Genomic DNA, 12541 nt, shown 5'->3' with positions numbered 1-12541 from the left:
TAAAAACTGATATATAGAGAGGCAGACGCAACGTGGCTCAATACGTCTATTCCATGCATCGCGTCGGCAAAGTAGTTCCGCCGAAACGACATATTTTGAAAAACATCTCCTTAAGTTTCTTCCCAGGGGCCAAAATTGGTGTGCTGGGGCTTAACGGTTCAGGTAAATCAACCCTGTTGCGCATCATGGCGGGGATCGATACCGACATTGAAGGCGAAGCTCGCCCACAGCCAGGGATCAAGATTGGTTACCTGCCGCAGGAACCCAAGCTGAACCTTGAACAAACCGTGCGTGAGTCGGTTGAAGAGGCCGTTGGCGAAGTAAAACGCGCCCTGACTCGTTTGGATGAAGTTTATGCGCTGTATGCCGATCCTGATGCTGACTTCGACAAACTGGCGAAAGAGCAAGGCGAGCTGGAAGCCATTATCCAATCCCACGACGGCCACAATCTGGATAACCAACTAGAACGTGCTGCGGATGCTTTGCGCCTGCCACCTTGGGATGCCAAAATTGCCAACTTGTCCGGTGGTGAGCGCCGCCGTGTCGCCATCTGCCGCCTGCTGCTGGAAAAACCAGACATGCTGCTGCTGGATGAACCGACCAACCACTTGGATGCCGAATCCGTGGCTTGGTTGGAGCGCTTCCTGCATGACTACGAAGGCACTGTCGTCGCCATCACCCATGACCGTTACTTCCTTGATAACGTGGCGGGTTGGATTCTAGAGCTTGACCGTGGTGAAGGTATTCCATGGGAAGGTAACTACTCCTCATGGCTGGAACAGAAAGATGCCCGTCTGGCACTAGAGGCCTCTTCCGAAGCTGCACGTCGTAAATCTATCGAGAAAGAGCTGGAGTGGGTTCGTCAGAATCCAAAAGGCCGTCAGGCGAAAGGTAAAGCACGTCTGGCCCGCTTTGAAGAACTTAACAGTGTGGAATACCAAAAACGCAACGAAACCAGTGAGTTATTCATTCCACCTGGCCCACGTTTAGGTGACAAAGTGCTGGAAGTTGAGCATTTGAGCAAGTCTTACGGTGACCGTGTGCTGATTGACGACCTGACTTTTGCACTGCCAAAAGGGGCCATCGTTGGGATCATCGGGCCGAACGGTGCCGGTAAATCCACTCTGTTCCGCATGTTATCTGGTCAGGAGCAGCCTGATTCCGGCACTATTTCACTGGGTGATACCGTGCTGTTGGCCTCGGTTGATCAGTTCCGTGACAACATGGATGACAGCAAAACCGTCTGGGAAGAAGTCTCCGGCGGTCAGGACATCATGAAGATCGGCAACTTTGAAATCCCAAGCCGCGCTTATGTCGGCCGCTTCAACTTTAAAGGGATTGACCAAGGTAAGCGAGTTGGCGAGTTGTCTGGCGGTGAACGTGGCCGTATCCATCTGGCCAAGTTGCTACAGGTTGGCGGCAACATGTTGCTGCTCGATGAACCGACCAACGATCTGGACATCGAAACGCTGCGCGCACTGGAAAACGCCTTATTGGAGTTCCCTGGTTGCGCCATGGTTATTTCCCATGACCGTTGGTTCCTTGACCGTATCGCTACCCACATCATCGACTATCAAGATGAAGGTAAAGTGGCGTTCTTTGAAGGTAACTTTACTGAATACGAAGAGTGGAAAAAACGCACTCTGGGTGCCGAGGCACTGGAACCACACCGTATCAAGTATAAGAAAATGACCAAATAGTTTTCTTTCCGGCTAACACCGTAAGAAGATGATTTAGTGATATTAAGGGCCTGCGACTGCAGGCCTTTTTAATGGCGAAAACTGGCCCATTAGCCATGTTAAAGAGCTGAATTTCTGCTGCCATCGCCTTCACCATTAAGCCGCCCGTCACCAGAATTCCATTCTGTGATCATCATCATTGTTACCCACTGAATTTTGCCAGCTTTCCTTGTCTTAAGGCAGTCAGCCGAAGGTGACAACACGGCACACTATTTAGACTCCTTCGTCATCAGCGGTTTGTGCGCCCTTCCTGTTGCGCGCCTCCCCGCACTATCACAACGAAGGATAATAAGATGAACAATGCGATTATATTGGGGATAATTTGGCATCTGGTGGGCGCTGCCAGTGCGGCGTGTTTCTACGCGCCGTTTAAACAAGTTAAAAAATGGTCATGGGAAACCATGTGGTCCATTGGCGGGCTGGTCTCTTGGCTTATTCTGCCATGGACAGTCAGCTATTTGTTATTACCCGACTTTTGGCAATATTATGGCTCTTTTAGCATTGCCACCCTGCTGCCAGTATTTCTGTTCGGTGCCATGTGGGGGATTGGTAATATCAACTACGGCCTGACCATGCGCTATCTCGGCATGTCGATGGGAATAGGGATTGCCATCGGTATCACGCTGATTATCGGCACATTAATGACGCCTATTCTGCAAGGGCGTTTTGATGTGCTGTTCGGTACCGCGGGCGGACGTATGACCTTATTAGGAGTATTTGTGGCCCTAATAGGTGTTGCCACCGTCAGTTATGCAGGGTTACTGAAAGAGCGGGCCATGGGGATTCAGGCAGAAGAGTTCAACCTGAAAAAGGGGCTAATACTGGCCGTGATGTGCGGTATTTTCTCCGCCGGGATGTCATTTGCCATGGATGCCGCCAAACCAATGCATGAAGCCGCCAGTGCATTAGGCATCAACCCGCTTTATGTGGCACTACCCAGCTACGTCATTATTATGGGTGGTGGCGCACTCATCAACTTAAGTTATTGCTTTATCCGCCTGGCGACACTCAAAAACCTGTCAGTCAAAGCGGATTTCTCGATTGCCAAGCCATTGCTGATCACCAACATTCTGTTCTCAGCGTTAGCCGGTTTGATGTGGTATCTGCAATTCTTCTTCTATGCTTGGGGCCACGCCAAAATCCCACAACAGTATGATTATATGAGCTGGATGCTGCACATGAGTTTCTATGTATTGTGCGGTGGCATTGTCGGTCTGTTACTCAAAGAATGGAAATGCTCAACCAGAAAACCGGTGACAGTGCTGTGTATTGGTTGTCTGGTGATTATTCTGGCAGCCAATATTGTTGGCTTGGGTATGGCTGCGTAATACCCATTATTAAAAATTATTCTATTGACGGGCAGAGTGGCAAAACCTGCCCGTTATTTTATGGGAAACAGTGACAAAAATAGGGCTAAAGGAGAGCACGGCAACTATCACTGCCATTTTTAGCCGGTGATACTGGGGAGCGGACAAAGCGCTGACGATAATCTCGCGGAGTCATACCGGCTTCACGAGTAAAAACAGCCGAGAAATAGTTGCTGTCTTCAAAGCCACAGCGCGCAGCAATATCACTGATACGATGCTCACTACAACGCAATAAACTCTTAGCATGGCATAGACGAATCTGGCGCAGATAATGGCTGATACTCATGCCAGTCTGCTGGCGGAATAGTTGCTTAATAGATCGTTCAACCAACTGATTTTTATGGCAGAAATTAGCCATGTCAAAATGAGCCCCCAAACTTTGCTGTAGCGCCGCCATAATTAAATCAAGCTGCTCGCCATCGGGCAATAAGTGAGCCAGTTCAGCCCTGTAGCGATGACGTTTCAGTACAATGGCGAGTTGCAGCAACAGTGCCTCGGTCAATTGTATTGACCAGGAGTCTGTCTTGCGCGACTCCTGTGCTAGCTGCTGAATAATAGGCCGCGCCTGCGCCATTCCTTGTGTCGTTAGCCGCCAGTATCCCTGATTCTGTTCATGCCCAAAAGGAGGCAGTAACTTGTGCCATTGAGCATTCAGGCGGAGCCGCTCGGGGCAATAAATAATATTGTCTAATACCAAGTCATGTACGGATTCGTAGCTATGATGGTCTGCGGCTTGAATATAGAAAACGTCCCCGCAGGTAATGCGGTATGGGTGGTCATTCAGGATATGTAAACCATTTCCCCGCCAGACAATCACGATTTCGCAAAATTGATGGGTGTGCTCTGCAAAGACTTCCTGCGGATATCGGTTGGTTACCGCCACTGGCATCTGTTCCGATGGCAAATAGTCCCGGCTTTCTAACAGCAGTGATGTCCGCATGTATGCAGCCTTATTGTTATAGATTATTTAATGAGCAGGTCATTATCTTGAATCTGCCGATTTTTACCGTGATGCTATTCACGCCCTCGCCGGTTAGCACGGCAAGGCGCTAAAGTTGGCTACGTAAATCACGGGGTGATTGCGAAAACTCGCGTTTAAATAGGGTCGAAAAGTGGTTGCTGTCGCCAAAACCACACTGATAGGCAATATCAGTGACACTGTTGTCGCTGTAGCACAACTGATGGCGAGCTTGCAGTAAGCGCAACCGTGTTAGATAACGTTGGGGAGTCATACCGGTTTGGTTTTTTAACTGGCGGTGTAAAGTCCGCATTGGCAATGCAAAACGGTCGGCCAATTCTGACCACTCAATCGCCTCGCTATAGTTGTTCTGCAGCCAATCCAGTAGTTGGCATAAGCGCCCTTCCTGATCATCCCCCATCTGCGCCCGGCATCCTTGCCATAACTTCACCAATAACTGCATAAAAATACTCTCATGCAGGGCGATATCTTCCGCCAGATCACTTGGCGGCGCGTGTTCAAGGCAAGCAATTAAGCATTTTACCTGCTGTAAAACCTGGCCATTCACCCGCCAATGAGAGGGATAGACGCCATCACACTCTTGGGGAAGGAAGTGCCCGACACCGGATAAAAAGCGAAAAGCATCAGGGGCACGAAATAAGACATTGGTGAGAAACAAATCATCTGTTGATTCAAACAAATGGCGGTCATGGTCACGAACAAAACAGACACAACCACTACTTAATGTATAAGGATTGCCATTAAAAACATGCACGCCAGCACCTTCTTCAACAATAACGATTTCATAAAAATCATGATGATGCTCGGGAAATTCGGGTTGCGGCGCACGAGTCTCAATAGCCACTGGCGACAAGCTGGAAGAGAAAAAATCAATACTGTGCAATACAGTCATCTTTTGCCCTCTTGCGAAAGGCACGGCGAAATCGCCCTGCTTCAGCCCTCGATAGTAAAAGCAGCGGCGGTGACTAAACCTTCAACTTTTGACACTAAAAACCACTTTGACGGCGCTTTTTTTTAGATAGACGCAGCAATGTTGAAAAATATGCGCAAGGTCACAGGTGGGGAGTGTGGCGCATAAATACGGAATTGTGAGCTGTTTCACTTTCACTTTCGTCATTCTGCCAGCAAGCCATAGCAGCTGGCAGTGATGAGAAGGTCGCAGATCAGGCAAATTTCTACACTGTTGGACATCGAGAAACGACAGGCCGCTTATTATGCCCACACCATCCACCTTTTCATCATCAACAGTCACTCCACCCAATGCCCCACGGCATATGGCCGCCATTGACCTTGGGGCCTCTAGCGGGCGTGTGATGCTGGCAAGCTATTATCCCGCTCAGCAACAGCTGACATTGCGTGAAGTCTGCCGCTTTACTAATCAGATTAAATCCATTGATGGCTCAGATGTCTGGGATCTAGATGCCATTGAGCAATCTATCCGTCAGGGTCTAAATCAGCTCGACAGTGAAGGGATCGCGCTGGACAGCATTGGTATTGATAGCTGGGGCGTAGACTTTGTTTTGCTTGATAAGCAAGGAAAGCGGGTCGGGCAACCGGTATCTTATCGCGATAGCCGCACTCATGGTGTGATGGCGCAGGCGCAGCAGACACTAGGCAGCCAGGCGATTTATCGTCGTACTGGTATTCAATTTTTGCCATTCAATACCTTGTATCAATTACGCGCATTAAGTGAACAGCAGCCCCATCTACTTGCCGAGGTGGCCCATCTCCTCCTGATCCCGGACTACCTGCATTTTCGTCTGACCGGCCAGCTTAACTGGGAATATACCAATGCCACTACCACCCAGTTACTCAATATTGACACCGATGACTGGGATTGCGACCTACTGGCTTATGCCGGTGTACCGGCGCACTGGTTCGCTAAACCCGGCAAACCCGGCAATACCATCGGCTACTGGCACAGCGCCCTCGGTCAGCAGGTTCCGGTGGTTGCCGTTGCCACCCACGATACCGCCAGCGCGGTTCTTGCCGCCCCGCTGATTGATGCTGATGCGGCCTATCTTAGCTCCGGGACTTGGTCACTGATGGGCTTTGAGAGCGCTGTACCGCTGACTCACCATCAAGCACAGTGCAGCAATATCACCAATGAAGGTGGCGCAGAAGGCCGCTATCGGGTACTGAAAAATATTATGGGTTTGTGGCTACTGCAACGCGCCACCGATGAATTGCAGATTGACGATTTACCGCAATTGATTGAACAAGCGGCACGACAACCGGCTTGCCGCTCGTTGATCAACCCCAATGACAGCCGTTTTATCAACCCACCCAATATGTGCCGCGAGATCCAAGACGCCTGCCGCGAGCATAGCCTTCCCGTTCCCATCACTGCCGCCCAACTGGCCCGCTGCATCTTTGATAGCCTCGCCATGTTGTACCGTCAAGTGGCTCAAGAGTTAGCAGAACTGCGCGGACGCCCCATCAGCCATTTGCATATTGTCGGTGGTGGCAGTCAAAACCAATTTCTCAATCAACTCTGCGCCAATGCTTGTGGTTTGAATGTGAGCATGGGGCCGGTCGAGGCCTCAACACTCGGCAATATTGGTAGCCAATTAATTTCGCTGGGAGAGGTGGCTGATGTCACTCATTACCGCCGCATCGTGGCGAATAACTTCCCACTCCACCATTTATCCCCTCACGACAACACTGACTTTGCTGCCCATTGGTCGCAATTCCAGTCACTGAGTCAATTACCTAAGGAACTTTGCATATGACGAACTCTATTGAACAGGCCTGGGAGCTGGCTAAGCAACGCTTTGCCGCTGTCGGCGTTGATGTAGATGCCGCACTGACTCGTCTAGATACGCTACCGGTCTCCATGCATTGCTGGCAAGGCGATGATGTCACCGGCTTTGAGAATCCAGATGGCGTATTAACCGGGGGAATTCAGGCAACCGGAAGTTACCCCGGAAAAGCACGCAATGCTGCCGAGCTACGCTCTGACCTGGAACTGGCGCTGACCTTAATTCCTGGCCCCAAACGACTAAATTTACATGCCATTTATCTGGAGTCTGACACCCCAGTCGCGCGCAATAAAATCGAGCCACGCCACTTTAGCCGCTGGGTTGAATGGGCTAAAAAACACCATTTGGGGCTCGATTTTAACCCCTCTTGTTTCTCACACCCACTGAGCGCTGACGGTTTTACCCTGTCACATGCCGACCCAGAAGTCCGTCAGTTCTGGATTGAACACTGTCAGGCTAGCCGCCGAGTTTCCGCCTATTTTGGTGAGCAATTAGGCACGCCGTCCGTCATGAACATCTGGATCCCCGATGGCATGAAAGACACTCCTATTGACCGCCTTGCTCCCCGCCAGCGCCTGTTGTCAGCTCTGGACGAAGTCATCAGTGAAAAGTTAAATCCGGCTCATCACATTGATGCGGTGGAGAGCAAATTATTTGGGATTGGTGCTGAGAGCTACACCGTCGGTTCCAACGAGTTTTATATGGGCTATGCCGCCAGCCGCCAAACAGCGCTATGTCTGGATGCCGGTCACTTCCACCCCACTGAAGTGATTTCCGACAAAATATCCAGCGCCATGCTGTATGTCCCGCGCCTACTGTTGCATGTCAGCCGCCCAGTTCGTTGGGACAGTGACCACGTAGTGCTGCTGGATGATGAAACACAGGCTATTGCCAGTGAAATCATCCGCCACAACCTGTTTGATCGGGTTCATATCGGTCTGGACTTCTTTGATGCCTCGATTAACCGCATTGCCGCTTGGGTTATTGGCACCCGCAACATGAAGAAAGCTTTGTTACGCGCCTTACTAGAACCTACCGAGATGCTACGCCAACTGGAGCTACGCGGTGATTACACCGCACGGCTGGCACTGCTGGAAGAGCAGAAATCCCTGCCATGGCAAGCCATCTGGGAAGGTTACTGTCAGCGCAATGACATGCCGGTCGATGCCCGCTGGCTCGATGCAGTACGTGAATATGAACAACAGATTCTCAGCCAACGTTAAGGACTCATGATTATGCAAGCGATTCTATCTTCCTGGTTTATTGAGGGAATGATTAAAGCCACTAGCGATATGTGGCGCAAAGGGTGGGACGAACGTAACGGTGGCAATATCAGTTTGCGACTGCTGGCTGAAGAAGTGGAACCTTATCGACGCGATTTTTACCCCCAACCGCGTCACGTAGAACTCACGCAACCGGCTCCCGAACTGGCAAACAGCTGGTTTCTTGTCACCGGTTCCGGCAAGTTTTTCCGCAATGTTGAATTAAACCCCGCTGAAAATCTGGTGCTACTGCAAGTCAGCAATGATGGTATGGCTTATCACATTCACTGGGGCTTGACTCAGGGAGGGCTACCCACCTCTGAGCTGGCGGCACACTTCCAATCCCACATTGTACGGATGCAAGTCAGCGATGGTAGCAACCGAGTCATTATGCATTGCCATGCCACCAATCTAATTGCTCTGAGTTATGTACAAAAACTGGATAACGCCAGTTTCACTCGCCTGCTATGGGAAGGCAGTACTGAATGCCTGGTGGTGTTCCCTGATGGGATTGGCATTGTGCCGTGGATGGTGCCGGGCACCGATGGGATTGGCGCACAGACAGCGGAACAGATGCGTGAACACAGTCTGGTTCTTTGGCCTTTCCATGGCATTTTCGGCAGTGGGCCCACACTGGATGACGCCTTTGGCCTGATTGATACCGCCGAGAAATCAGCCGAGATCATGGTGAAAGTTCTGTCGATGGGCGGCAAGAGACAGACTATTTCTCGTGAGCAACTGATTGCGCTGGCGGCACGTTTTGATGTCACGCCGCTGGCCGCTGCGCTGGACGTCTAAGCTCCCAACCAAAGCCCCGGCAAATGACGTCGGGGCGAATCATCACTTATGCGTTATTTGAGGAGTACAGTATGAGTTTCATGTTGGCACTACCAAAAATTAGCTTGCACGGCACCGGGGCTATCGGCGATATGGTTAAATTGCTTAGCGGCAAACAGTGGGGAAAAGCACTGATTGTGACGGATGGGCAACTGGTCGAACTGGGGTTGTTGGACAGCTTATTCGCGGCATTGGAGCAGCACCAGTTACCTTATGCACTGTTTGCGCAGGTATTTCCTAATCCGACCGAAGAGTTAGTACAAGCCGGTTTTAGCGCCTTCACACAGCATCAGTGTGACTATTTAGTGGCCTTCGGTGGTGGCAGCCCCATTGATACCGCCAAAGCCATTAAGATACTGACCGCCAATCCGGGGCCATCGACGGCTTATTCCGGCGTAGGTAAAGTCAAACAAGCCGGGGTGCCGCTCATCGCCATCAATACCACGGCCGGAACCGCGGCGGAATTGACCAGTAATGCGGTTATTATTGATAGTCAGCGGCAAGTGAAGGAAGTCATCATCGACACCAATATCATTCCTGATATTGCGGTGGACGACCCGTCAGTCATGCTCAATATTCCCGCCAATGTCACCGCCGCAACCGGAATGGATGCCCTCACCCATGCGATTGAAGCTTATGTTTCGCTTGGCGCACATACGTTGACTGACCATTCAGCACTCGAATCAATCCGCCTTATTAGTCAGTGGCTACCAGTAGCGGTTGCAGACGGCAAAAACCTGCAAGCTCGCGAGATGATGGCTTGTGGCCAGTATCTGGCGGGCATGGCATTTAATAGTGCTGGGCTAGGTTTGGTTCACGCGCTGGCCCATCAGCCGGGGGCCACACATAACCTTCCTCACGGTGTCTGCAATGCTATCTTACTGCCGGTGATTGAAGAGTATAACCGCCCGCAAGCAGTCAGCCGCTTTGCCCGTATTGCCCAAGCAATGGGAGTAAACACTCAAGAAATGAGTGATGAGCAAGCTAGCCATCAGGCAATAACAGCTATTCGTCAGTTGTCGCGGCAAGTCGGCATTCCTGCCGGGTTCTCCGCCTTAGGTATTGAGGAAAATGATATTGAAGGCTGGTTAGATAAAGCGCTAGCCGACCCTTGTGCACCTTGTAACCCACGTCCAGCGAGCCGTGAACAAGTCAGGACCTTGTACTTACAAGCACTTTGACCGAGGTAATTTCATGATACGCAAAGCCTTTGTTATGCAGATCAATCCAGATTCTCATGCTGAATATCAGCGCCGACACACGCCAATCTGGCCGGAACTGGAGGCCGTACTGAAAGCTCATGGCGCTCACCACTATGCTATTTTCCTCGATGAAGCGCGCAATTTACTGTTTGGTTTTGTCGAAATTGAATCAGAAGCGCGCTGGGATGCAGTGGCGCAAACCGCCGTGTGCCAACGCTGGTGGCAACATATGGCAGATGTCATGCCGAGTAACCCTGATAACAGCCCAGTGAGTCAGCCCCTGCGCGAAGTGTTTTATCTGGAATGAGGAATAGATAGCCCAAAGTGGAGTCGGTAGCCCGCACTCCACTTCTTTTACGACTTGGTCAACCCCTGCACATAATCCTCGAATACCGGATGCCCCATCACCACATCAATAAAACAGCTCAGTGCCGGTGAGTTCAATTTGCGGCTCGGATAGACCAAATACAGCTCATTTCCCTCAGCCTGCCATTGCGGCAATACTTCAATTAACTGCCCGTTTGCCACCACTTCACGGCTTAAGAAAGCCGGCAGTAACGTGATGCCACCATGGTTCAGCGCACACTCACGGGCATATAACAGATTATCGGTAACATGTAGCACCGGCACTTGCCAGCGATAAAATTCCTCGTTGCGTCGTAAAATCAGCGCCTGCCAGGCACGATGGGCAATGCAACGGTGAATATCCAATTGGCGTGGATGCAGCAATGGCGGGTGTTGTGCCAAATAAGCAGGAGAAGCCAGCAGATATCGCGGGGCATATCCCAGCCGCCGACCAATCAGTGACGAATCCTGTGGTTTACCGGTACGCAGCGCCACATCAAAGCCATCTTCGACCAAATCCACCATGGTATCCGACACCAAAACCTCCAGCAGAACATCCGGATATTGTCGCTGAAAGTCTGCCGCCAGCCGGGCCAGTAACGTGGCCCCTAGCCCTGCTGGTGTGGAAATGCGCAAACGCCCACTGGGGTTATCCTTCAGCCGTTGTAGTGCCAAATCAGCACGCTCGGCAGCTTGCAACATCTCCTGGCAATGCACTAGATAGCGCTCTCCGGCAAACGTCAGGTTCAATTGACGCGTAGTTCTGTTGAGCAAGCGAATCCCCAGGTTTTGCTCCAACTGGCTAATGCGCTGGCTAACGCTAGATTTGGGTAAACCGGCCATTGTCGCCGCACGGGTGAAGCTGCCACACTCTGCGACCTTGGCGAACAGCGCCATATCCTGAAGTTGCTTAAACATAGTGGGGCTTCTTAAGCATGATTGTTTATCCCAGACGAACACTGCGTTAGTGATTGTCCATCTTATCACTGTCGTCAGATAGGTCTAGACTCAGTTGCTATGCTAAACAGGAGCAGGAACCTCATCATGTCCATTAAAGCCATTGCCGTAAACCCGCAACAACCCGCTGATTTTATTGAAATCACATTAGATGCACTCACACCCAGCCCATTTGATTTACTGGTAGATGTCAAAGCCGCATCGATCAATCCGGTGGATACCAAGGTACACAATGGCCTGAAGAAAAATGGCCTACAACAGCCGCGGATTCTGGGTTGGGATGCTGCTGGCGTAGTTGTCAGTGTGGGTGAGAAAGTGGCGGACTTTCGTGCCGGTGATGAAGTTTGGTACGCCGGTGATATCACCCGCCCCGGCAGCAATGCCACACACCAATTAGTCGATGCTCGTATCGCCGCCCACAAGCCAAGCTCACTCAACTGGGCACAAGCCGCAGCTCTGCCACTCACCGCCATCACCGCATGGGAAGCCCTTTTTGAACACCTGAAAATTCAGCAAGCCAGTGCCGATAAAAGTCTACTCATCATCGGCGGGGCCGGTGGCGTGGGATCATTGGCGATCCCATTGGCCGCATTACGTAGCCCGGTAAAAGTGATTGCAACTGCATCACGCCCAGAGTCTGCGGCTTGGTGTCGCGAACGCGGAGCTGACTTAATCGTGGATTACCGCGGCCTGAAAGCACAGTTGCAGCAAGAAGGTATTGATAAAGTTGATTATATCCTTTGCCTGAATGACACAGACGGTCACTGGCCCGCCATCAGCGAACTCATCGCGCCCTTAGGGCAAATCTGCACCATCGTCGAGAACGAAAAACCGCTGGATCAGAATCAATTGAAACTGAAAAGCGCGGCCCTACATTGGGAATTTATGTTCACCCGCAGCATGTTCTCTACACCAGATATTGCCCAGCAAGGGGAAATTTTAAAACAAATCAGTCAGTTGGTTGATGAGGGCAAACTGCAAGGCACGCTAAGTGCAACGCTGCATGGCCTGACGGTCGAAAATCTGCAAACGGCCCACAGCCAGGTAGCTGGTGGGCACATGCGCGGCAAGGTCGTGATTGCTTACTAATT

11 protein-coding genes and 1 pseudogene are annotated in these 12541 nt (G+C 51.1%); 8 read left to right on the top strand and 4 right to left on the bottom strand.

All coding sequences use genetic code 11. The annotated features are described in order from the left end of the window. Window positions 1–32 precede the first annotated feature (32 nt). Complete coding sequence (gene ettA, locus DJ58_RS05840; RefSeq protein WP_032900922.1) at window positions 33–1700, top strand: energy-dependent translational throttle protein EttA; 1668 nt, start codon at window positions 33–35, stop codon at window positions 1698–1700. Between the two features lie 332 nt (window positions 1701–2032). Continuing rightward, window positions 2033–3067: an L-rhamnose/proton symporter RhaT gene (gene rhaT / locus DJ58_RS05845; RefSeq protein ID WP_004706029.1), complete on the top strand. Its 1035-nt coding sequence runs from the start codon at window positions 2033–2035 to the stop codon at window positions 3065–3067. A gap of 85 nt (window positions 3068–3152) precedes the next feature. Here rhaT and rhaR read toward each other — a convergent pair whose 3' ends face one another. From rhaR to DJ58_RS23670, 3 genes and pseudogenes are all read right to left on the bottom strand, one after another. Further along, window positions 3153–4046 (bottom strand): HTH-type transcriptional activator RhaR, encoded by an 894-nt coding sequence (gene rhaR / locus DJ58_RS05850; protein WP_004706027.1) that lies wholly within the window; start codon window positions 4044–4046, stop codon window positions 3153–3155. Between the two features lie 109 nt (window positions 4047–4155). Beyond that, window positions 4156–4977 (bottom strand): HTH-type transcriptional activator RhaS, encoded by an 822-nt coding sequence (rhaS, locus tag DJ58_RS05855; RefSeq protein WP_004706026.1) that lies wholly within the window; start codon window positions 4975–4977, stop codon window positions 4156–4158. 221 nt (window positions 4978–5198) lie between these two features. After that, window positions 5199–5361: pseudogene (locus tag DJ58_RS23670) on the bottom strand (phosphoribosylaminoimidazole synthetase). Here DJ58_RS23670 and rhaB point away from each other — a divergent pair. From rhaB to rhaM, 5 genes are all read left to right on the top strand, one after another. Beyond that, window positions 5360–6817, top strand: coding sequence for a rhamnulokinase (rhaB, locus tag DJ58_RS05860; protein WP_032910055.1), 1458 nt, complete (start codon window positions 5360–5362; stop codon window positions 6815–6817). The pseudogene DJ58_RS23670 and the gene rhaB sit on opposite strands and share 2 nt — an antisense overlap. Then, window positions 6814–8070: an L-rhamnose isomerase gene (locus tag DJ58_RS05865; RefSeq protein ID WP_032909902.1), complete on the top strand. Its 1257-nt coding sequence runs from the start codon at window positions 6814–6816 to the stop codon at window positions 8068–8070. The genes rhaB and DJ58_RS05865 overlap by 4 nt, the downstream gene beginning before the upstream one ends. A 12-nt stretch (window positions 8071–8082) precedes the next feature. Next, the gene (rhaD, locus tag DJ58_RS05870) at window positions 8083–8907 is read left to right on the top strand and encodes a rhamnulose-1-phosphate aldolase (protein WP_032909901.1); all 825 of its coding nucleotides are present in this window, start codon (window positions 8083–8085) and stop codon (window positions 8905–8907) included. A 71-nt stretch (window positions 8908–8978) separates the two neighbouring features. Then, window positions 8979–10127: a lactaldehyde reductase gene (fucO, locus tag DJ58_RS05875; protein ID WP_032909898.1), complete on the top strand. Its 1149-nt coding sequence runs from the start codon at window positions 8979–8981 to the stop codon at window positions 10125–10127. Window positions 10128–10140: 13 nt separating this feature from the next. Next, complete coding sequence (rhaM, locus tag DJ58_RS05880; protein ID WP_004706015.1) at window positions 10141–10455, top strand: L-rhamnose mutarotase; 315 nt, start codon at window positions 10141–10143, stop codon at window positions 10453–10455. Window positions 10456–10502: 47 nt separating this feature from the next. On the opposite strand, the gene DJ58_RS05885 is transcribed toward rhaM, so the two are convergent. Then, complete coding sequence (locus DJ58_RS05885; RefSeq protein ID WP_004706013.1) at window positions 10503–11411, bottom strand: LysR family transcriptional regulator; 909 nt, start codon at window positions 11409–11411, stop codon at window positions 10503–10505. A gap of 126 nt (window positions 11412–11537) precedes the next feature. Here DJ58_RS05885 and DJ58_RS05890 point away from each other — a divergent pair, with 126 nt between their 5' ends. Then, the gene (locus tag DJ58_RS05890; protein WP_004706011.1) at window positions 11538–12539 is read left to right on the top strand and encodes a zinc-binding alcohol dehydrogenase family protein; all 1002 of its coding nucleotides are present in this window, start codon (window positions 11538–11540) and stop codon (window positions 12537–12539) included. Window positions 12540–12541: the final 2 nt, after the last annotated feature.

Source organism: Yersinia frederiksenii ATCC 33641 (genome assembly GCF_000754805.1).
In the GTDB taxonomy this organism is placed as follows: domain Bacteria; phylum Pseudomonadota; class Gammaproteobacteria; order Enterobacterales; family Enterobacteriaceae; genus Yersinia; species Yersinia frederiksenii.
Note: the sequence above shows the minus strand (reverse complement) of the source record. Positions and strands in the feature narration are given on the sequence as shown.

What these genes read in the sequence shown, in the direction of transcription:
- rhaT (WP_004706029.1), top strand. Translation starts at nt 2,033, where the DNA reads ATGAACAATGCGATTATATTGGGGATAATTTGGCATCTGGTGGGCGCT.
- DJ58_RS05865 (WP_032909902.1), top strand. Translation starts at nt 6,814, where the DNA reads ATGACGAACTCTATTGAACAGGCCTGGGAGCTGGCTAAGCAACGCTTT.
- rhaB (WP_032910055.1), top strand. Translation starts at nt 5,360, where the DNA reads ATGGCCGCCATTGACCTTGGGGCCTCTAGCGGGCGTGTGATGCTGGCA.
- rhaR (WP_004706027.1), bottom strand. Translation starts at nt 4,046, where the DNA reads ATGCGGACATCACTGCTGTTAGAAAGCCGGGACTATTTGCCATCGGAA.
- DJ58_RS05890 (WP_004706011.1), top strand. Translation starts at nt 11,538, where the DNA reads ATGTCCATTAAAGCCATTGCCGTAAACCCGCAACAACCCGCTGATTTT.
- rhaM (WP_004706015.1), top strand. Translation starts at nt 10,141, where the DNA reads ATGATACGCAAAGCCTTTGTTATGCAGATCAATCCAGATTCTCATGCT.
- rhaD (WP_032909901.1), top strand. Translation starts at nt 8,083, where the DNA reads ATGCAAGCGATTCTATCTTCCTGGTTTATTGAGGGAATGATTAAAGCC.
- DJ58_RS05885 (WP_004706013.1), bottom strand. Translation starts at nt 11,411, where the DNA reads ATGTTTAAGCAACTTCAGGATATGGCGCTGTTCGCCAAGGTCGCAGAG.
- fucO (WP_032909898.1), top strand. Translation starts at nt 8,979, where the DNA reads ATGAGTTTCATGTTGGCACTACCAAAAATTAGCTTGCACGGCACCGGG.
- rhaS (WP_004706026.1), bottom strand. Translation starts at nt 4,977, where the DNA reads ATGACTGTATTGCACAGTATTGATTTTTTCTCTTCCAGCTTGTCGCCA.